The organism is Enterobacter sp. Taxon_8, from assembly GCF_058354585.1.
The window spans coordinates 1,003,156-1,024,188 of sequence record NZ_CM177989.1; the positions used below are offsets into that span (position 1 = coordinate 1,003,156).

11 protein-coding genes are annotated in these 21,033 nt (G+C 61.0%); 4 read left to right on the forward strand and 7 right to left on the reverse strand.

Translation table 11 applies throughout. The annotated features are described in order from the left end of the window. The first annotated feature begins 1 nt into the window (after nt 1). A complete protein-coding gene (locus AC4IBF_RS04845; protein WP_252093581.1) occupies nt 2-1,381 on the forward strand; it encodes an amidohydrolase family protein in 1,380 nt (459 codons plus the stop codon). A gap of 116 nt (nt 1,382-1,497) precedes the next feature. On the opposite strand, the gene AC4IBF_RS04850 is transcribed toward AC4IBF_RS04845, so the two are convergent. After that, nucleotides 1,498-2,100 (reverse strand): short chain dehydrogenase, encoded by a 603-nt coding sequence (locus tag AC4IBF_RS04850; protein ID WP_023308908.1) that lies wholly within the window; start codon nt 2,098-2,100, stop codon nt 1,498-1,500. 97 nt (nt 2,101-2,197) lie between these two features. Between AC4IBF_RS04850 and AC4IBF_RS04855 the strand changes: the two genes are divergently transcribed. The 3 genes from AC4IBF_RS04855 (at nt 2,198) to AC4IBF_RS04865 (ending at nt 4,891) form a co-directional block, all read left to right on the forward strand. Beyond that, nucleotides 2,198-3,085 carry a LysR family transcriptional regulator gene (locus AC4IBF_RS04855; RefSeq protein ID WP_136195158.1) on the forward strand — a complete coding sequence of 296 codons (888 nt, stop codon included), beginning with the start codon at nt 2,198-2,200 and terminating at the stop codon, nt 3,083-3,085. A gap of 20 nt (nt 3,086-3,105) precedes the next feature. Further along, complete coding sequence (locus AC4IBF_RS04860; protein ID WP_252093580.1) at nt 3,106-4,287, forward strand: aminotransferase-like domain-containing protein; 1,182 nt, start codon at nt 3,106-3,108, stop codon at nt 4,285-4,287. Nucleotides 4,288-4,372: 85 nt separating this feature from the next. Further along, nucleotides 4,373-4,891 (forward strand): DUF6622 family protein, encoded by a 519-nt coding sequence (locus AC4IBF_RS04865; protein WP_115876108.1) that lies wholly within the window; start codon nt 4,373-4,375, stop codon nt 4,889-4,891. Nucleotides 4,892-4,911: 20 nt separating this feature from the next. On the opposite strand, the gene AC4IBF_RS04870 is transcribed toward AC4IBF_RS04865, so the two are convergent. The 6 genes from AC4IBF_RS04870 to AC4IBF_RS04895 form a co-directional block, all read right to left on the reverse strand. Then, nucleotides 4,912-5,259, reverse strand: a complete 348-nt coding sequence (locus AC4IBF_RS04870) for a HigA family addiction module antitoxin (protein WP_063408808.1) — start codon at nt 5,257-5,259, stop codon at nt 4,912-4,914. A gap of 10 nt (nt 5,260-5,269) precedes the next feature. After that, on the reverse strand, nt 5,270-5,569 hold the full coding sequence (locus AC4IBF_RS04875) for a type II toxin-antitoxin system RelE/ParE family toxin (protein WP_136195161.1): 300 nt from the start codon (nt 5,567-5,569) through the stop codon (nt 5,270-5,272). Nucleotides 5,570-5,819: 250 nt separating this feature from the next. Then, entirely contained in the window at nt 5,820-6,989 is a 1,170-nt protein-coding gene (locus tag AC4IBF_RS04880; protein ID WP_491463313.1) for a beta-barrel domain-containing protein, read from the reverse strand. 10 nt (nt 6,990-6,999) lie between these two features. Further along, the gene (locus AC4IBF_RS04885) at nt 7,000-9,198 is read right to left on the reverse strand and encodes a type I secretion system permease/ATPase (protein WP_491463176.1); all 2,199 of its coding nucleotides are present in this window, start codon (nt 9,196-9,198) and stop codon (nt 7,000-7,002) included. Beyond that, on the reverse strand, nt 9,195-10,598 hold the full coding sequence (locus tag AC4IBF_RS04890) for a TolC family outer membrane protein (RefSeq protein WP_111965879.1): 1,404 nt from the start codon (nt 10,596-10,598) through the stop codon (nt 9,195-9,197). Before AC4IBF_RS04890 ends, AC4IBF_RS04885 begins: the two co-directional genes overlap by 4 nt. A 79-nt stretch (nt 10,599-10,677) precedes the next feature. After that, nucleotides 10,678-20,745, reverse strand: coding sequence for a BapA/Bap/LapF family large adhesin (locus AC4IBF_RS04895; protein ID WP_491463177.1), 10,068 nt, complete (start codon nt 20,743-20,745; stop codon nt 10,678-10,680). Nucleotides 20,746-21,033: the final 288 nt, after the last annotated feature.

Genomic DNA, 21,033 nt, shown 5'->3' on the forward strand with positions numbered 1-21,033 from the left:
GATGAGTGAAAACAAAAGCCGCCGTGAATTTATCAGCCAGAGCGGTAAAATGGTGACCGCCTGCGCGCTGTTTGGTGCGACCGGATCCGTCGCGTATGCTGCTGACTCCGCAAAGCCACTCTGCGAGACGGGTAAACCGATGACCATCACCGCGAAACATTACTATCTGGACAACGTGCTGCTCGAAGCCGGGTTTAACTTCCACGGCGGCGTGGCGACGAGCACCCGTACCGAGCTGAAAACGCTGGAGATCAAGGACGGGAAGATCGTCGCCCTGCACGACAACAAGCGCCACGCCGACGTCACGCTGCCGCACTACGATGCGGGCAACAAGCTGATGCTCCCGGCAATGCGCGACATGCACATCCACCTGGATAAAACCTTCTACGGCGGCCCGTGGCGATCGCTCAACCGCCCGGCGGGCACCACGATTCAGGATATGATCCGCCTGGAACAAAAGCTGTTGCCGGAGCTTCAGCCCTACACCCAGGAGCGTGCGGAAAAGCTGATCGACCTGATCCAGTCGAAAGGCTCCACCATCGCCCGCAGCCACTGCAATATTGAGCCGGTTTCCGGTCTGAAAAACCTGGAAAATTTGCAGGCGGTCCTGGCGCGCCGCAAACCTGGTTTTGACTGCGAAATCGTCGCCTTCCCGCAGCACGGGCTGCTGCTGTCGAATTCTGAAAAGCTGATGCGCGAGGCGATGCAGGCCGGGGCGCACTACGTGGGCGGGCTGGATCCAACCAACGTCGACAGCGCGATGGAGAAATCTCTCGATCTGATGTTTCAGATTGCGCTGGACTACGACAAAGGGGTGGACATTCACCTGCACGAAACCAGCCCTGCGGGCGTGGCGGCGGTGAACTACATGGTCGAAACCGTGGAGAAAACGCCGGCGCTGAAGGGGAAACTCACCATCAGCCACGCCTTCGCGCTGGCGACGCTCAACGAACAGCAGGTGGATGAGATCGCCACCCGCATGGCGGCGCAGCAGGTGACCATCGCTTCGACCGTGCCGATTGGCACCCTGCATATGCCGCTGAAGCAGCTGCGGGACAAGGGCGTGTTTGTGATGACCGGCACCGACAGCGTGATCGACCACTGGTCGCCGTACGGTCTGGGGGACATGCTGGAGAAAGCCAATCTTTACGCCCAGCTCTACATCCGCCCGAACGAGCAGACGCTCTCCCGCGCGCTGGGGATTGCGACCGGCGACGTGCTGCCGCTGAACGACAAAGGGGAGCGCGTGTGGCCGAAAGTGCAGGATGACGCCAGCTTTGTGCTGGTGGACGCCTCCTGTTCCGCCGAAGCCGTGGCGCGCATTTCCCCGCGTACCGCAACGTTCCACAAGGGCAACCTCGTCTGGGGCGTTGTGGGTTGATGTGCATTTCTCCCTCTCCCTGTGGGAGAGGGGGGATGGCATCAGGCCGCACTTCTGTAGGCCGGGTAAGCGCAGCTTCCACGCCCGATGCTGGTGCCGATCGCCGCGCGCACGGCTTAGTAGCCGACCTTGTATACCCGCCCGCTCTGCACGCCTTCCACGCTGCGGCGATAGGCTTGCGCCACCGTCGCGGCAGGCACGCTTTCGAAGCCCGGGAAGAAGCCATCGTACGTTTCGACGGATTCGGTGAGAACCGTCGGGCTAATCAGGTTGATGCGGATCCCGCGCGGCAATTCGCAGGCTGCGGCGCGAACAAACCCTTCCAGCGCCGCATTCACCGTGGTGGCATTTACGCCCTGCGCAATCGGCTCGTGCGCCACAATTCCGCTTATCAGCGTAATCGAGCCGCCTTCGTTCAGGTAGTGCTGGCCGGTCAGCGCCAGGCGCACCTGTCCCAGCAGCTTATCCTGTAGCCCCTGGTTAAAGTCGCTATCTTTCATGGTCGCGAGCGGGCCAAAGTAGAGGCCACCGCTGGCGGACACAATGGCATCCACCGGACCGATTTTCTCGAACAGCGCCTGAACGCTCGCCTGAGAGGTGATATCTACCTGCTCGTCGCCCTGCGTGCGGCCGACGCGGATGACCTCGTGGCGACGACTCAGCTCTTCCGTTACCGCACGACCAACCGTACCGCTGGCACCAATAATGACGATTTTCATAGCCGACTCCTTCTGTTGTGAGCCTTCATTCTTTAATAAATTAAAATACGGATAAACTGGGCTAAAGTTAGAAGATTGCTAACCAGAGGTTTGGAATATGGATAAGCTTCGCAGCATGGAGACCTTTATTGCGGTGGTTGAAAGCGGCAGCTTCACCGGCGCGGCAGCACGGCTCGAGATGTCGGCGGTGATGGTGGGGAAGTACGTTGCGCTGCTGGAATCCCAGCTTGGCACCCGCCTGCTGGAGCGTAACACGCGGCGCCAGAGCCTGACCGACGCCGGACGGGTCTATTTCGACGAGGCGAAGCGGGTGCTGGAGCAGGTCGCGATCGCCGAAAGCGCCGTGGAACGCCTGCGCGCCGCACCGTCAGGCACCCTGCGCGTGACGGCGCCCACCTCGTTTGGCGGCAGCGCGATCGCGCCGCTTACGGCCTCTTTTTTACAATGCTACCCGGAAGTGCGCATCGAGCTTGATCTCACCAACCGGATGGTGGATCTGGTGGAGGAGGGTATCGATCTGGCCATTCGTATTGGCGACATTCACAACGACGATCTGGTGGCGAAATACCTCTGCCCTTACCGGATGGTTATCTGCGCCGCGCCGGACTACCTGGCACGCTACGGTACGCCGCAAACCCCTGCCGATCTGGTGGATCATCTCTGCCTGTCCCACAGCGTGTGGACCGCGCGCAACGAGTGGCGGCTGCCTGGCGTCGAGGGCGAGGTGCGCTGGAAGCGGGATGCGGTCTTAAAATGTAATGACGGCTACGGGCTCCGGATGGCCGCGAGAGCCGGAGCGGGACTGCTGCTGCAGCCGGAGGTGCTGGTGGCGGAAGATCTGGAAAGCGGCAGGCTGGTTCGGGTGCTGGAAGAGTATATTCCGGCGCCGAGACCCGTGCATTTATTGTGGCGTCAGGATTTACGTCAACTGCCTAAGCTTACGGAATTTATCGCCCATATTCTGCTAAGATTGGGCACACTATAAAAAAAGAAGGTAAGCAAAGAATGTCTGTGAGTAAACTCGCCAGCAGCGCGCAGGGCCTGCAATCATCTGCCATCCGTGAATTATTAAAACATAGCAAAATGGCCGGCGTCATTTCGCTCGGTGGGGGGATTCCGAATCCGGCCTTGTTCGATCACGAAGGCCTGAAAATTGCCGCTGATGCCGTGTTATCTCAGCATTTTGGCGAGGCATTTCAGTACGGCCTGACCGAAGGCGTGCCGGGACTGCGGGAAGAGATTCAGCGTATTTGCGAGGGGCGAGGCATTCGCTGTAAGGCGGATGATGTGGTCGTGACCTCTGGTTCACAGCAGTCCCTCGACGTGCTGGCGCGTGCTTTGATTAATCCGGGCGATATTGTCGTCGTCGAGCGTCCAACCTATCTTGCTGCGCTGCAGGTATTCGGCCTGGCGCAGGCGAATTTTGAATCCGTCGGCACCGACGGTGACGGCATGAAGGTCGACGAGCTCGAAGTGCTGGTGGCAAATAAAACTATCAAAGCGGTCTATATTGTCCCGACGTTTGGCAACCCGGGCGGCGTGACGCTTTCTGAGGCGCGTCGTAAACAGCTGGTGGAACTCTCGAAGCGCTATGACTTCGTGATCATCGAAGACGATCCGTATAGCGAAATTAACTATACCGATGAAGTCTTCCGCCCGTTAATTGCTCATGCCAAAGATATCGGCAACGAAGAGAACGTGGTGTATACCTCTACCTTCTCTAAAATCCTCGCGCCGGGCACTCGCGTGGGCTGGGTGGTGGTACCGGAATGGCTGAAGCGCGCGGTGGTGAACCTTAAGCAAACCACCGATCTGCACACCAGCACGCTGTCGCAGCTGATGACGTATGAGTACCTGAAAACCGGTCGTCTGCCCGCTCAGATTAAAACGATCCGCGAAGCCTATCGCCAGAAATACCAGACGTTCGCAACCGAGCTGGAGGCCGAGCTTGGCGACGTGATGTCTTTCCACAAGCCGAAGGGCGGCATGTTCCTGTGGGCGAATATGAAAAATGGTAGTAATACCACCCGCTGGCTGGAAAAAACGTTAAGTAACGGCGTAGTATTTGTGCCGGGCGAATTTTTCTACTGCAATGATCCAGACCATTCAACGCTGCGCATGTCATTCGTCACCCCAACGGATGAAGAGCTGAAGGAAGCGGTTCAACGCCTGAAAAAATCGCTGTAAAAGACCTGCGCATAACGGTGGTTTTGCCGTTATGCGCAATACGCGTTCAGGGCGGCACGGGCCGCAATCGTCCATGGAGAACTCCATGTTTGAATTTCTGATCGGTGTTGTGACGCACACGCCCGTCTGGGTGTGGGTGCTGTTTATCTTCCTCATCTCTCGCGGCATTAAAGCCCGCAGGCCTGCCACCGTTTCGCTGGAGAGGCTTGCCATCATTCCGGCAATATTTCTAATCTGGGATATCTACGATCTGGTGGTTTACCGCACGTTAACCCCCGGGACAGTCGCATTGTGGACGGCGGGGATCCTCGCCGGGGCCGCGCTGGGGTATGTTCTGATTAAGCAGGCGGTTATCACCCGCGCAGAGGCGCCGAGAAGTATTTACCGCCAGGCGGACTACACCGCGCTGCCGTTTATGATGCTGGCGTTCGGGGTAAAGTATGTGCTGGGCGTGATGAGCGCAGTCTCTCCCCAGACGATGCAGCAGCCTGCCATGAGCGCGCTGGCGATCGTCTCCGGCGGCGTGTTTGCCGGTGTGTTTATTGGGAAATTTGCGCGTTATATTGGCGTGTATAACAGCGCCGCACCTCGCCCGGCGGAGTAAGATCTCCGCGCCTGTTCGGGTCAGGCTACATCCGGTTGGCCAGATTTTCGCTTAGCCATGACGTCCGCAACGGTCTTTATACGGCTTAGTTCCTCCTGCGTCCTGGCGTTAGATTGCGCTTCCCAGATATCAACGTTCAGCTGTAAGTTCAGCCAGAATTCAATCGTGGTATCAAAGGCTTTTGCCAGCTTGATCGCCATATCGGCAGTAAGCTTGCGATTGTTATTGACCAGCGCGCTGATGGTGTTGCGGTGAACATTGAGCATCTCCGCCAGATCGCTGATTTTCAGATTGAGCGGTTCAAGATACTCATACTGCAACACGTCGCCCGGCGTGGTGGGTTTGCGGAGTGCCTGTTGAAGTGTCATAGATGATGCCTCACTTGTGTTGCGTGTACTTGTGTGGAGAGAGGTACAGATCTTCTGCTTTACCCTCTGTCCAGCGAAATACGAGCCTGTATTGCCTGTTTACCCGGATGGAGGAATAGCCCTTCAGCGGAGGATTCAATGCTTCATACATATTACCCGGTGGCGATCGCAAATCCCTGTGCGAGGTTGCTGCCCTGATGATATCGAGCTTTCTCGCAAGCGCTGTTTCGAGATTTGAAGGGATAACATTGCTCGATCTGCCGTAAAGAAAAAAATCCTCAAGCCAATGATCCCGAAAATAACTAATCATAATGCTGGCGAGCTCCAGTCCGTGAAGCTGACTGAATAGTAATGCACTCCTGCACTGTGCGCAAGTGCGTTTCGTCTGCGGTTAATATTACCTGGGCGATGGCTGAAGGGAAGTGGGATGCATGACTAAAGATTAATCCTCCGAGGCAGGTTCCAGTTCTGGCGTGCGGTTTAATGCCCGGCGGCGCTGCGCTTGCAAGGGCCTGGGGGGATGTAGGCCGGGTAATGCGCAGCCGCCACCCGGCGATTGGCTATCGCTCCCTTAGCGCCTCTTTCGCCCGGTTGAACGGTTTAATCAGATAATCCAGCACCGTTTTCTCTCCGGTCTTAATGTCCACCGTCGCAATCATCCCCGGTACAATCGAGAAGTGCCTGCCCGCCTTATTGGCCAGGTAATCCTGACTGGTGCGGATAAACACCCTGTAATAGAACACCTCCGGCTTGGCCTCATCCTGAATGGTATCCGGGGAAATCGTCTCAACGACCCCGTGCAGGCCGCCGTAAATGGCGTAATCGTAGGCGGTGATTTTGACCAGCGCCTCCTGGTTCGGGTGGATAAAGGCGATATCGCGCGGCGACAGGCGAGTTTCGATCAGCAGGTGATCGTCCACCGGCACAATCTCCATCAGCTCGCCGTTGGGCGGGATCACCCCGCCGATGGTGGTCACCTTGATATTTTTCACGATCCCGCGCACCGGGGATTTTACCGTCAGACGGGTGACGGAATCCTGGCGGCCCTTGAGGATGGCTGAAACCATATCCACCTCAGCGTTGGCTTTGGATAACGCCTCGCGCGCCTGGACGTAATACTGCGAGCGCACGTCGGTGAGCTTCAGCTCCAGATCGCTTTTCTGCCGCTGCAGGCGCAGCACCTCCACGTGGCTGGCGGCCCCGGTTTTCACCAGCCGCTGGGTAATGGCCAGCTCTTTATTGGCGAGATCTAACGCGGCGCGAAGCTCCCGCTGGGTATCCTCCAGCTGCGCGCGGCGCGAGTTGTAAAGCCGGGTTTCGTCGGCAATCAGATCCGGCCATTTCGCCAGCGAAGGCGGGAATTTCAGCGGCAGATCGTTTACCTCGGCGTACAGGCGGGCGCTGGAGGCCAGTGAGGCCCGGTAGCGCGCCGCGCTTTCGCCGACGTTCGACTCAGAACGCGTCGGGTCAAGCCGCGCCAGCACCTGTCCGGCCTGCACCTGATCGCCTTCGTGGACGTTCAGCTCGGTGAGGATCCCGCCGTCGAGAGACTGTAAGACCTGCTCGCGCGAGCTGGGGATCACTTTACCCGAACCGGTTGACACCTCATCCAGCACGCCAAACCATGCCCAGACGCCCAGCACTACAAACATTAGCAGCGAGAAGATCACGATCCGGCGCGCGCCGGTGTAGCCGCTTTCGGAGTCGAGGGCGTTATCCAGATCGTCCATTGCCGCCACGTCACGCTGACTGATTTTCATTTTTCCACTCCCGTCCGGTTGCTGCCTGCTGCTGTTGCTGCTGCATACGGCTGTTGCTCAGCGCCTGGGCTTTTGGCGCGTCCATCACCAGCATGCCTTCTTTTAACACCACGACGCGCTCCACCAGTTCCAGAACCGGTACGCGGTGCGTGGCGACGATCAGGGTGCGATGCCCGAGCCAGTCGCCCAGGCGCTGGATGAATTCCCGCTCGGTGTGCTCATCCAGCGACGCGGTGGGTTCATCCATCAGCACAATATTCGGATCGCGCAGGAGCATTCGCGCCAGCAGAATCGACTGGCGTTGCCCGCCGGAGAGCCCCACGCCGTTTTCCATGATCGGATAGTCCAGCCCCTTGGGCAGTTTCTGCACGAAGCCCGCCGCGCCGGTCAGCTCCAGCGCCTCGAAAATTTCTTCGTCGGTGGCGCGCGGCATGCCGAGGGTGATGTTTTCGCGCAGGGTGCCGTAAAACAGCCGCGCGTTCTGGGTCATAAAGCCGACGTTGCGCCGCACGTCCGCCACGTCGAGATGCGGCAGGCTGAAGCCGTCGAGCCGCAGTTCGCCCGCCGCCAGGTCCATCCCGCCCGCCATCGCCTGCAGCAGGGTTGATTTGCCCGCGCCGTTGCGCCCGAGGATCGCCACTTTTTCTCCCGGCCTTATCTCCAGGCGATTAATGCGCAGCGCCATGCGCGGATCGTCCGGCTGATAGCGGAACTGCGCCTGCTCGAAAAGATAGTGTCCGCGCAGGACGTCCTGGCGGATCGGCGTCTCCTCGCGCTGGTTTTCGGTGGGAAGCTGCATGATGCTGTCCAGCCCCTCTTTTGCGGCTTTGACCTGCTGCCAGCGCGCCAGCACGCCGCACAGCGTCGCCATTGGGGCGATCATGCGGGAAGCCAGCATCGACGCGGCGACCACCGAGCCGGTGGTCAGGGTACCGTCGATCACCATCGGCGCGCCGACAACAATCACCCCGGCGTAGACCAGGCTCTGAATGGTCATCCCCCAGCTGATCAGGTTCTGCGTCAGCTCACGAGTGCGCAGGCCGGATTCCGCGGTGATCTGGATATAGCTGTTCCACTGCTGCAAAAAGCGGTTTTCCGCCTGCATCAGCTTGATGTCCTCCAGGCCCTGCACGCTCTCCACCAGCACCGCGTTGCGCAGGGTTGATTCATGGGCCGACTGCTTTGCCAGCTCCGCCAGCTTCTTCTGCAGCAGCAGGCCGGGCAGGACCATGATCACCGCCGCGACCGGGGCGATCCACGCCAGCTGCGGGGCGATGATCGCCAGCACCACCACGAACAGTAAAAAGAAGGGCAAATCGACAATTGTCGAGATGGTGGATGAGGTCACCATCTCACGGATCTGCTCCAGCTCGCGCAGCTGTGAGATAAAGCTGCCGGTGGAGCGGGGGATCGCGCTGTTGCGCAGCCGCAGAGCGTGGCCGAATACGCGATCCGAAACGCGCATATCCGAGCGCTTGCCCAGCAGATCCATAATGTGCCCGCGCGCCACGCGCAGCACAAAACCAAACAGGGTGGCAATCAGCACCCCGATGGTCAGGACGTACAGCGTCGGGTAGGACTGGGCGGGGATCACCCGGTCATAGACCTGCATGGAAAAGACGATCCCGGAGAGCGACAGCACGTTGATAAACAGCGCGGCGAGCATCACCCAGCTGTAGGGGCGGAGATCGCGCATCACCAGCCGGTAGAGCCAGTCCGGACGATATTTGGAGATATAGGCATCCACGCGGCTGTCCTTCAGCGCGGCGAGTGGACGCAGGGCAATAACGTGGCGTATAGCGGGCAGCATCGCCGTCATCGACAGCCGGTTGGTGTAGGTCTCGTCGTCGAAAAAGCTGACTTCCAGCGTATCGTCCCCGTCGAAATGCTCGATCACGCCGATCCTGCCGTCATTCATCGCTACGGCAACCGGCAGACGCCAGCTGTTGATCGCCTGTCGATCGTCGGTAAGGAGCTGAAACGACAGCCCTGCTTCGCGGGCCAGCTGGGTGAGGGCGGGCACCATCGGTTTGCCTTTCAGCCAGGGTGCGCCTGCAATCAGCGCGCCGGGCGAGCAGGCGACGCGATAGCGCGTGGCAACAAAACCAAAGGCCTGTGCCCACTGCGCCAGCGCCTCATCCGTCATGTTTTCACCTTGCGGGATATCACGCTGCTTCATGGCTGGATCTCCACGGTCTGGATGGTGCGGTTATCAAGATCGAACGCGTGACGCAGCTGTCCGGTGTTATACAGGCAGTTGAGCTGCAGCTGGTGCAGCTGACCGAGGGTCTGCTGCTGGGTGAAGCGCGCCTGATAAACCTCCTGTTCGGCGTTGAGCACGTCGAGCAGCGGGCGCGAGCCGAGGTCAAGATACTGCTGCTGGTACAGTTCGCGGGTGCGGGCGCTGAGCGCCTCCTGGCGGCCCTGAATTTGCAGCGTGCTTTGCAGGCTCATCACCTGGCTGCGGGCTTCCAGCAATTTCTGGCGGACATCAAGACGCGTGCGCTGAATGGTGGACTGCGCCGCCTCCACCGCGTGTCCGGCAGCGTTACGCCGTGCGGTGAGGCCGCCGCCCTGATAAAGCGGCATCTGAACTTTCACCCATGCGGAATACTGGGTGCGATCCCGCGTGTCGCTGCCCGCGTAGCGATCGTTCATGTAGTGGCGCACCTCCGGCTCCAGCGAGACGGTTGGCGTCATCTGCGCGTCGGCATAGTCCAGGTTAGCCTGGGCGACGTTAGCCTGCGCCCAGGCGGCGAGAACGGCGGGAACCAGACGGTCGTCCGGCTCGGCGATGTCGCAGCTCCGGCCCAGCTTTTGCGGAAAGTCATTGCTTATCGCGTTCAGGCTGTTCCAGCCGAGAAAGCTCATCAGCGTGGCGCGGGCGCTGTCCAGGCTGGCCTGGTACTGCATCAGCTGGGCTCGCGCGCCTTCGATTCGGGCATCGGTCTGCACCACGTCAGAGAGCGATGTGGCCCCTTCGTCGTTACGCTGGCGGGTCAGCGTGCCGATAGAGGAGAGGGCGTCGAGCTGCTCTTTAGCGGTCTCAACCATCTGCTGCCAGGTTTGCACCTGCACCATGGCGACGGCGGTATCGTGGGCGATAGTGTCGATACTCACCAGCACGTTGGCCTGCTGCTGGGCAACGCCGGCGCTCTCGGCGCGTACCTGGCTTGCCACTTTGCCAAAGTCGTAGAGCATCTGTGAGAGAGAAAGCACCAGCGACGGCGTAAAGCCGTTCTGGTCGCCGTCGTGAGAATAACCGTTGTCCACGCCGGCATTAATCTGCGGATAGTATTTTGACTTAGCGACGTCTACCTCTTCGCTCTGCTGGTAGAGTTTTCCCACGGCTTCGCTGATGGCCGGGTGCCAGGTGACGGCGCGGTTAACGGCATCGCCAAGCTGCAATGAACCGGGGGCGGCTTTGCCAGCCGCAGGTGCGACGCGGCCGTTGAGCGAGGGGAGTTCCTGCGTTTCGCGAAGCTGTCCGGTATTGATGGTGGCCGCCGGATTTGCGCAGAAAGCGGGCACAGATATCAGGCAGCACGAGAGCCACCAGTAAGGCATCTTCATTCCCATGTCATGTCCCTATAAAAAAATACGGCTTTATTATTTATGCCCGGGCGCTGCGCGCCCGGGTCATCTCTTGCAGGTTGTATCAGGTAATGATGTGTTGCTGGTTAACAAGCTCGTCGTAGGTGGTCTGAACGCCATCAAGCGTAACGAGCGTGGTATTAGTGTAGGTGCCCCCTGCACCATCACGGTCGATGGAGATCACGGTATTGCCATTACTATTAGTGACATGGAGATAATTCCCGAGCGTCGCGGCGCTACCGTTCCAGCCCACCAGCAGATCGCCGATGTCGATTTTGTCGCCTTGCGCCAGCGAGAAGCCGGTCCAGTGATCGCCCGCGGCACTGCTGGTGTTACCCCCCGTACCGTTGCCCACCGTGCTGTTCAGCACCTGGTAAATCAGCGTATCGCCGTAGGCCGTACCGGTGATGGCGTCGTTATGCTCAGAGCTGATGAACTGCGGCGCCATATTGATGGTCAGCGTGGCGCTGTCCGTTCTTCCGGCAGAGTCGGTCAGGGTGTAGTTGAAGGTCTCCTTCGAGGTCATGGTTGAGAGCGATACCCCGCTGTTGAGGGTATAGGTGTAATGGCCGTCAGCGCCGATCGCCAGCGTGCCGTAGTGGCCGACAATGTTCACCGTTGCGCTGCCGGTATACGGATCCAGCGTGGTGGTCACGCCGTTGTAGCCGGTCACGCTCAGACGGGTATCCACCGAGTGGAGCTGATCCAGCACGCCGCCGGAGTCGGTGCCGTCAAAGATATTGCCGTTGACGGTGTGGCTGCCGGTGACGTCGAAATTACTCAGCGAGTAGGTGGTGCCGTTCACGCTTGGGGTAATGGTGATGTTTCCGACGCTCAGCCCCGGGACGCTACCGGTAAAGTTCAGCGTATAGGTCCCGGCGTTGAGATCCAGCCCGGTCAGCGCGACGTCGATACTGCCGCCCAGCAGCGAGGCCCCGCTGAAGGAGCCGCTGCGGATCACGCCCGAGCCGTCGCTGATAAACCAGTTCACCGTCAACCCGGTCAGCGACAGCAGCGATGCCACGTTAAAATGCAGCGACGCGTTGTGCAGCGCGGTGTTCGCGTCGACCACGAAGGTTCCGCTGCCGCTGCCCTGGGTTGACGAGAGCAGGGCCGTCGTCCAGCTGGCGGTGCCCACGGTCGTATCCGAGTAGACCGACGTGTGATGTACCGAGGTAAGGTCCATCGTGGCGCTGACATCGTTCACCGCATTCATCGCCTGCGCGGTTGGGGTGATGTTGAGCGATGCCGTATCCTTCGAGCCGTCAGGCGCGGTAACGGTGTAGACGAAGGTATCCGGCGTGCTGATATGGTCCGCCCCCACGCCGCTTCTCAGGGTATAGGTGTACTGACCGGACGAATTGATGGTCAGCGTGCCGTATTCTCCCTGAATGGTGGTGGTTCCACTGCTGTTGACCGCCACGCCGTTCACTTCGGTAACCAGCGTGCCCGCTGGAACCGGATCATTCGCCAGCACGTCGCCCGTGGTGGTTTCGCTGATGCTCGCCACGCTGTAGACATGGTCCTGCAGGACGTTAAGCGTGTAGGCCGTCAGTACGGCGATCCCGGATGCGGTATTCAGCAGGAACAGATACTCCCCGGCAGGCAGGTTCAGCGTCAGCTGCGGTGACGTACCCCCCAGCAGCGGGGCGCGCAGCCAGCCCGACTCGACGCGAACCTGCTCGAAGGTCTGGGTCGCATTGTTGAACTTATAGACGTACAGGTCGAACACCGACGCCAGCGCCACGCCGCCCACGGAGGCCTGGATGGTCATGGTGCGGGTCGTCCCTTCCTCCACGTTGTAGATGATCGGGTTGGTCATGTCGTCCAGCAGGTTAAGCCCCAGCGTGCTGCCGAGATTAATGCCCACCAGGGTAATACCGTTCTGAGACGAGGCGCCGTTATTCACCTCACTCACGGTGGTGTCAAAGGTCAGCGAGGCCGTGTCGTCCACTGCCACAATGCCGTTGATTACCGTACCGGCACCCAGAGACAGCACCAGGTTCGCCGACGCGCTGACGCCGTTATGGGTGATGGTGTAGGTGAAGCTCTCCGTCCGGCCAACGACCGCAGCGCTGGTGTCGGTCAGGTTATAGGTATAGCTGCCGTCTCGGTTGATGGTCAGCGTACCGTATTTGCCCTGGATCACCGTGCCGTCGGCGTTCACGCTGGTGGTAACGCCCTGCGCGTTAGTCACCGTGGAGATAGTGGTTCCGGCCGGCGCGTTGTCGCTGCCGGCGGTCGGATCCGTATCGAGGATCACGTTGCCGTTGAGACTGGTATCGCCGGTAACCGTACCCGGGCCGGTCTCTTTCACCGCCACGTCGAGGCTGGTGTAGGAGCCGGTTGCCAGCAGGTTGGTGTTATAGCTAAGCACGCGGTAGTTACCGTCGGCCAGCCCGGTCAGGTTCAGTGAGACGCCGGTAGCGCCGAGGGTCAGGAGATCGGCAAACTGCGGTTGGCCGGTATCCACCACGGTAGTCCAGACGCCGTTGACGTAGTGCTGAACTACCAGCTCAAGAGTGTTGAGCAGAGAGAGCACCGCCCCCGTAGCGTTAGCATTCACCACGATATCCGCGCTGCCGCCGTTGCCCACCGTGAAGTTCACCTGAGCCGTGTCATTGCCCAGCAGCGTCAGGACGTTGCCCACGGCGCCGACCAGCAGGAAGCCGTAGTCGCTGTACTGGCTGTTGGTCACGGTCGCCGTGGTGCTGAGGTTTAGCTCTTCAACGTTATTGCTGGCGGAGAGCGGCAACACCGGCGCAAGGACGGAGCCCGGCAGGGAGGTGTTGCCCGCGGCGTCGGTAGCGGTGATCTGCAGCGTCTGGCCTTCGATCTGTTTGTTAATGAAGGTGTAGCTGTAGGTGCCGTTGTTGCCCGCAATGGCGGTCACCGTCGAGCCGTCCGCAAGGCGGATTGTGACGGTACTTCCCGCCTCCGCGCTCCCGGTCAGGACGCTACCGTCGGCGTTGAGGGTCCCGGTCGGCGCCGTTGGGGCGGTCGTATCGACGATAATCGTCGTCACGCCTGACGCCGCGCTGGTGTTGCCTGCCGCATCGGTGGCCGTGGCGGTGAAGTTATGCGTGCCCTGCGTCAGCGTGGTGGTTTGCGGCAGGGTCCAGTTGCCGTTGCCATCGGCGGTCACCGTGCCGACCAGCGTAATACCATCGTAGATCCTGACCGTGGCATTCGCTTCGGCTGTCCCGCTTAGCGTTGGGCGCGTATCGTTGGTCGGATTCGTACCGGTAACCGGACCGATAACGCTGCCGACATCATCAATCACCGAACTGATGACCGGCGCGCCCGGCGCGAGGGTATCGACGTTAATCACATACCCGGCGGTAGGTGCGCTGGCGTTGCCCACCGCATCGGTGGCGGTAAAGGTCAACGTGTGCGCGCCGTTGCTCAGCGCCGGAGATGGCGTAAAGCTCCACGCGCCGCCGGTCGCCGTCACGCTGCCGATCTGTACGCCGTTATCAAAGATTTTCACCGTCGACCCGGCTTCCGCCGTGCCGCTGAGGGTTGGCTGCGCGTCGTTGGTGAACCCGCCGTTTGCAACCGGCGTCGCCGCATTGCCCACGTCATCCAGAATGCTGGTCAGCACCGGCAGCGCAGGCGGCGTGGTGTCAACGGTGAGGCTGAAGCTGGTGGACGACAGGCTGGTATTGCCCGCCGCATCCGTCGCCTGCGCGGTGAAGCTGTGCGCGCCCGCGGTCAGCGTGGTGTTGAGCAAGATACTCCAGCTCCCGTTGCTATCCGCAGTGCCTGTTCCGACAAGCGTAGTTCCCTCATAGATTTTCACGGTGGCAAACGGTTCGCTGGTCCCGACAAGGCGCGGAACGGTATCGTCGGTTGTTTGCCCGGACGTTAGCGGGCCGGTGATGCTGCCCACGTCGTCTACCGCCTGGCTGATAACCGGCGCGTTTGGTGCCGCGGTATCAACAATCAGGGTAAAGCCCGGCGAGGTCGGGCTGACGTTGCCCGCTGCATCGGTGACCGTGGCGGTCCAGGTATGGCTGCCGTTGCCAAGCGGTGCTGATGGCGTAAAGCTCCATGCTCCTGTACCGTCCGCCTGAACGGTGCCGACCGGCTGCCCGTTCTCATAAACGGTGACCGTGGCGTTGGCGGTCGCGGTGCCGTTCAGCGTCGGCGTGGTGTCGTCGGTGCTCTGCCCCGAAGAGAGCGGGGTTTGAATGCTGCCCACGTTGTCACCCGCGGTCGAAATGATCGGCGCCGACGGCACGCCCGTATCCACCGTCAGGGTAAACGGCGTCGTCGTGCCGCCGGTATTGCCTGCCGCATCGGTGGCGTTGAAGGTGATGGCGTGTGGCCCTTCGCCCAGATCGGTACCCGGGGTAAAGGTCCAGCTGCCCTGGGCATTGACCACCGCAGTGCCAATTTCGTTGCCATCAACGATCACGTGCACGGTAGAACCCACTTCGCCCGTGCCGTTGAAGGTTGGACGCGCGTCGTTGGTGCTGTTACCCGACGTGAGCGTCCCGGTGACCGGACCGACATCGTCAATCACGCTGGTCACCACCGGTACGCCGGGGGCTGCGGTATCAATGGTAAAAGCGAAGACCGATGAGTTCGCCGAGGCGTTGCCTGCGGTATCCGTTGCATACGCGCGCAGGGAGTAGCTGCCGTCGCTCAGCGGCGCGGTCGGCGTAAAGGACCAGTTCCCGCTTCCGTCAACGGTCGTTGTACCAATCTGCGTGCCGTTATTCATGATGTGGATAGTGCTGCCCGCCAGCCCGGTGCCGCTGATGGTTGGGGTGCTGTCGTTGGTTACCTGGCCGCTGGTGAGGTTACCCTGGACGCCGCCAGGGACGTCGTCGTTTACATTATCCAGCGTCGGAACCGTCGGAGCGGTCAGATCAACCACCACGCTCCAGGGAGCAGAGACCGCGCTGACGTTGCCCAGCGGGTCGGTCGCCCGGACGGTGAAGCTGTGCGAGCCTTCGCCGAGCGCGGTGTCAGGGGTAAACGTCCATGCGCCGGTGCCGTCAGCCGTTACCACGGCAATCTGGGTGCCGCCGTCGAAAATGGTCACCACGCTGTTTGCGTCCGCTGTCCCCGAAAGGGTTGGCGTGGCGTCGTTCGTTTCGCTGCCGCTGACCACCGTGGTGGCGGCGTTGCCGACATTATCCGTGACGTTGGTGATGACCGGCGTGGCGGAAACGGAGTCCACCACGACGGTGAAGCCCGCCGAAGGGCCGCTCTGATTCCCCGCAGGATCGGTCGCGCGGATGGTCAGGACATGGTTGCCCTCTGCCAGGGTGGGCGTGGTGTAGCTCCAGGTGCCGGTGCTGCCTACCAGCACGCTGCCCAGCAGCGTCCCGTTGTTGTAGATGGAGATGGTATCGCCCACCGCGCCGGTGCCGGTGAGGGTCGGCTGGTTGTCGTTGGTGGTCTGGCCGCTGGTCAGCGGGCCGGTGCCCGGACCGACGTCGTCAATCACCGCGCCGATAGTTGGCGTGCCCGGGGCGGTGAGGTCGACGGTGACGCTGGCCGCCGGAGAGCGGCCGCTGGTCTGGCCGTTGAGGGTCGCAGTCACTTCAAAGGTGTGCAGCCCCTCGCCAAGCGCCGCCGGCGTATAGCTCCAGTTGCCGCTGCCGTCGGCGGTCACCGTCGTCAATGGCGTCGCGCTACCGTCCAGATAGATGGTAATCAGGCTGCCCGCTTCGGCCGTGCCGGTAAGCGTTGGCGTGGTGTCGTTGGTCGTTTTGCCTTTCACATCGCCAGTTACCGGATCCGCGTCATCGACGATCGCCGTGATGACGGGCACCTGCGGCAGCTCAAGCGACGAGTCGTTGACGACAAAAGGCACGCCCGCGCTGGCATTCCCTGCGGCGTCCGTAGCGTTCACGGTCAGCGTGGTCGGATCCAGCTGCGCCGGACTCAGCGCAATCGAGAAGCTGCCGTCGCTACCGACAACGCCGGTACCAATGACCGTGCCACCGCTATCTTTCACGGTAATAGTACTTCCTATTTCACCTGTACCGGTCAGCGGCGTTCCTTCCTGAGCCAGAGCCATGTTGACCGGGTCGGCAGGTGCGGCAGTATCCACCGTCACGCTCAGCGGTACTGAATCACCGGAGGAATTACCTGCTGGATCGCTGGAAGAGACGGTGAACGTATGAGGACCATCCGGCAACGTCGTGTCGGCGGTCCAGCTCCAGGTGCCGCCCGGCTGGACCGTCACAAGCACTGTAGACGGTGTGCCGTCTACGGAAACGATAACGGTGGTGCCGGGTTCACCGGTCCCGGTAAGAGTTGGCGTGCCGTCCTTCGTGTAGAGCACGTTACTGGACAGCTGGCTGTCGGCTACCGCACTAATGACGGGGATCTCAGGCGCAACGGTATCGAGCGTGACGGTAAAGACTGAACTCGGCGCGCTGAGGTTACCCGCTGCGTCCACTCCCGCTACGGTAATGTTGAGCGGGCCGTCCGTTTGCGTGGGGAGCGTCAGGCTCCATTCTCCATTAGCCACCACGACACGACCCAGCTCGACGCCGTTGTTGTAGACGATCACCGTCTCACCGTTAACGCCGGTTCCTCCCACTGTCGGTGTGGTATCTGTGATAAAGCCACCATCAGGCGCGCCGCCCACTGCACTAATCACCGGTATATCCGGCGCCAGGGTATCCACGATGATCGTAATCGCTGACGACGGGTCAGAGATATTGCCCGCTTCATCGGTGGCGGTGGCGGTAAAGGCGTGGCTGCCCTCGGCAATGTCGCTGCCAGGACGCCAGCTCCAGTTGCCGCTGCTGTCTACCGTGACGGTGCCCACGACGGTCGATATGCCGTTGACGGTGTCAGTGATGTTGATGACATCGTTCGGCGTCCCGGTGCCGCTCAGCACCGGGCGCGGATCGTTGGTGGTTCCGCCATCGGGTACGGGGCCGGTGATCTGGGTGACGCTGTCGGTGACGGTCGGTGCCGCAGGCGTAGCCGGCGCCTCGGTATCAATGGTGATGGTAACCGGCTGCGACGGGGCGCTTTCGTTGCCCGTGCCGTCGACGTTGGTGACGGTCAGGGTGATGTCATAGGTGCCGCCAGCCAGGGGGGATGGCGGTGTCCAGGTCCAGCTGCCGGTATTGTCCACGACAGCATCGCCGATTTTGAGGCCGTTGTTGTAGATCGTCACGGTATCGCCCGCCGTGCCGGTACCGCTCAGGGTTGGCGTGGTGTCGCGGGTGGTTTCGCCCGGGTTCAGCGTTGTTTCTGTTCCGTCAGGATTGACGGTGATGGCCGGCACGTCCGGCGTGACAGGCGCGACGGTATTTACCGTCAACACAAACGGGCTGGAGATGGTGGTATTGCCCGCGGCATCGGTGGCGTGAACCGTCAGCGAATGCGGGCCGTCGGTGAGCGGGGTAACGGGCGTAAAGCTCCAGCCGCCGTTGCCGTCGAGGGTGGCGGTGCCGAGCAGGGTGGTGCCGTCATAAATGGTGATCGTCGCATCGGCCGGAGCGGTGCCCTGCAGTTGCGGTTTGGTGTCATCCGTAGTATCGCCGCTGCTGAGCGGACCCTGAACGCCGCCGACGTCATCGGTCACGGTGCCGATGGTTGCCGCCACTGGTGGCGTGGTATCGACGGTCAGGCTGAAGCCGCCTGACGGCTGGCTGGTGTTACCCGCCGTATCGGTGGCGACAACGGTAAAGTTATGAGGCCCGCTGACAAGAGGCGTCGTGAGGGTATAGGTCCACGCGCCATTGTTGTCAACCGGAACCGTGACAAGATCGGTGCCATCGAGGCGGATGGTGACGGTTGAGCCGGGTTCAGCCGTGCCGTTGAGCGTCGGCGTGGTGTCGTTAGTGCTGTCGTTAGGGTTGAGCGCGCCGAGGCGTTCCGGCACATCATCCACCACCTGGGTGATGATCGGGGCAGCAGGCGCCACGCTGTCAACCGTCAGGGTCCAGGTGTTGGAGACGCCGCTGGTGTTGCCTGCCGCATCGGTCGAGACGGCGGTAAGCTCATGGGGGCCTTCACCGATCGGGGTGGAAGGGGTAAAGATCCATACGCCAAGGCCATTGGCGACGGTCGTACCAACAGCAACACCGTCCACGCGCACGGTGACAGTCGCGTTTGCTTCGGCGGTACCGCTGAGCGTCGGGGTGGTGTCGTTGGTGGTCCCATTCAGGTCGATCGTGCCTGTGCGCCCGGGGACATCGTCCACGACTTGTGAAATCACCGGGGCGCCAGGTGCCGTCCCGTCGACGTTAATTATCCAGGAGTCTGATAACCCGCTCGGGTTACCGGCGGGGTCCGTCGCCTTCGCCGTCAGCACGTACGTGCCATCGGTTAGCGGTGCGGGCGGCGTAAAGCTCCACAGGCCGGAAGAGGGAACAACCACCGTACCGAGGACATCGCTGCCGTTATAAATCGTGATGGTCGAGCCCGCTTCGCCCGTCCCGTTCACGGTCGGCGCCCGGTCGTTGGTGATCCCGTTCGGGCCCACGGGGCCGGTGGAGGCCTGTACGTCATCAACCACCGACACGATAACTGGCGTCTGCGGTGGAGTAATATCCGGTGCCGCCGCGGAGGTGGTAGGACTCGTGTTGCCTGCCGTATCGGTGGCGTCAGCGGTCAGGATTTCGCCGTTGAGCTTCGGCGGGGTCAGCGTCAGGCTGAAGTTACCCTGACTATCGGCAACAACTGGAGTGCCAACGAGTGCGCCGCCTTCACGGATGGTCACCGTGCTGCCCGGCTCTGCGGTACCGCTGATGGTGCCGCCATCATTTGAAATCACGAGGTTTCCAGGGGCTAACGGCGGCGTGGTGTCCACGGTGAAGATGACAGGCTCTGAGGTCGCGCTCAGGTTTCCGGCGGCATCGGTTTCAGTGACGGTTATGGAGTGTGTCCCGTCCGGAAGCGGACCGTTCGGCGTTACGCTCCAGGTGCCGTTGGGCAGCACCGTCGTTGTGCCAACCACCACGCCGTTATCGTAAATAGTGATGGTTCCGCCGGGCTCGCCGGTTCCCGCCAGGATCGGCAGTGAAGCATCGGTAGGCGCGCCCGACGTGATGGTTCCCTTGATAGCGCCCGTATCGTCGGTCAGCACAATCGCGGTCGGGGCGTCCGGCGGAGTAAGATCCACCGTCAGGGTAAACACCGGCGAGGCAGGCCCGGTGTTGCCCGCGGCGTCGGTTGCCCGCACGGTAATCTGGTGAGTGCTTTCGCTCAGATCAACTGAAGGAGTAAAGGTCCAGGTGCCGTTGCTGGCGACGACCGCCGTACCAATGGCGATCCCGCCGTCATAAATCGTCACGGTCGAGCCCGCTTCACCGGTGCCGGTAAGCTGCGGACGCTGATCGTTGGTGCTGCCACCGTTGCTGACTGCCCCCGTCTGTGGAGCCGTATCGTCAGTTACGCTGGTGATGGCTGGCGCATCGGGCGCAGTGGTGTCCGGGGCGGTAAGATTCGTGCCCGGGCTGGTATTCCCGGCGTTATCCGTCGCGGTGGCGGTCACCTGCTCGCCGTTGGTCAACGGCGTGTCGAGAGAGACGGTAAAATTGCCATCGCTGCCCGTTTTTCCTGTGCCAATGACGTTACCGTTCGCGTCTTTCAGCGTGATGGTACTGCCGGGTTCTGCGGTACCGGTGACCGTTTTGCCATCTGAAGAAAACTTAAGGCCCGAAGGCGCGTTCGGCGCAGTCGTATCCGGATCGGCCGAATTGTTACTTCTGCCATTATCACCACCGCCGCCTCCGGTGCTTGCCGCCGCCGCGATGCCGCCCGCTGCGACAATGCCGCCCAGGGCCCATGGCCAGATGGCGGCACCACCGGCATCGCTCCCGGAGGCCGCAAGCAGCATGTCCGTGGACGCGATAGATTCGTACGTGGCGGCTCCGGTTGGATCTTCAATCCACCATAATGCGCCCTGGCTGTCCTGCAGCACCAGCTGGCTCACGCCCTGCGCGTCCGCGACGTAGAAATTTTTAAGGGTGATCACCTCGCCGGAGTGGAGCGTAACCAGCAGATCGTTACCATTTCGCGCGAAGTGGGAGACGCTCGCTCGCTCGACATGGAGCTCAACGACAGAGGAATGGCTCAGCGTAACCTGTGTGCCTTCCGTGGTCGTTTCCACGCCAGTAAGTTTTGAAATAACAGAGATTTGGCTCATTTAGGTATTACTCCAGCAGATGTGTCATGAACGGCGAGCAAGACGAGCCATCTCTGCAGAAGGTAAAGGGCGCCCCCGGCGCAGTCGCTGTTATAACGCAGCACTCACCGTCGTTTTTAGCGCGCACGATGCCCGCCAGAATTCAGAGTGGCAACATCAGAGCGAATCTAATGACTTATAAAAGAGAACAGTTTTTATGGGTGTTTTGTGTCTTATAAAACCCTGTGTTTAATAAAGGAATTATTTTTCGGAATATAAAAATGATATAGACAGAAAAAGATAGTTGTG

Excerpts from the sequence above, each read along its gene's own strand:
- AC4IBF_RS04845 (WP_252093581.1), top strand. The coding sequence starts at position 2 with ATGAGTGAAAACAAAAGCCGCCGTGAATTTATCAGCCAGAGCGGTAAA.
- AC4IBF_RS04850 (WP_023308908.1), bottom strand. The coding sequence starts at position 2,100 with ATGAAAATCGTCATTATTGGTGCCAGCGGTACGGTTGGTCGTGCGGTA.
- AC4IBF_RS04855 (WP_136195158.1), top strand. The coding sequence starts at position 2,198 with ATGGATAAGCTTCGCAGCATGGAGACCTTTATTGCGGTGGTTGAAAGC.
- AC4IBF_RS04860 (WP_252093580.1), top strand. The coding sequence starts at position 3,106 with ATGTCTGTGAGTAAACTCGCCAGCAGCGCGCAGGGCCTGCAATCATCT.
- AC4IBF_RS04865 (WP_115876108.1), top strand. The coding sequence starts at position 4,373 with ATGTTTGAATTTCTGATCGGTGTTGTGACGCACACGCCCGTCTGGGTG.
- AC4IBF_RS04870 (WP_063408808.1), bottom strand. The coding sequence starts at position 5,259 with ATGACACTTCAACAGGCACTCCGCAAACCCACCACGCCGGGCGACGTG.
- AC4IBF_RS04875 (WP_136195161.1), bottom strand. The coding sequence starts at position 5,569 with ATGATTAGTTATTTTCGGGATCATTGGCTTGAGGATTTTTTTCTTTAC.
- AC4IBF_RS04880 (WP_491463313.1), bottom strand. The coding sequence starts at position 6,989 with ATGGACGATCTGGATAACGCCCTCGACTCCGAAAGCGGCTACACCGGC.
- AC4IBF_RS04885 (WP_491463176.1), bottom strand. The coding sequence starts at position 9,198 with ATGAAGCAGCGTGATATCCCGCAAGGTGAAAACATGACGGATGAGGCG.
- AC4IBF_RS04890 (WP_111965879.1), bottom strand. The coding sequence starts at position 10,598 with ATGGGAATGAAGATGCCTTACTGGTGGCTCTCGTGCTGCCTGATATCT.
- AC4IBF_RS04895 (WP_491463177.1), bottom strand. The coding sequence starts at position 20,745 with ATGAGCCAAATCTCTGTTATTTCAAAACTTACTGGCGTGGAAACGACC.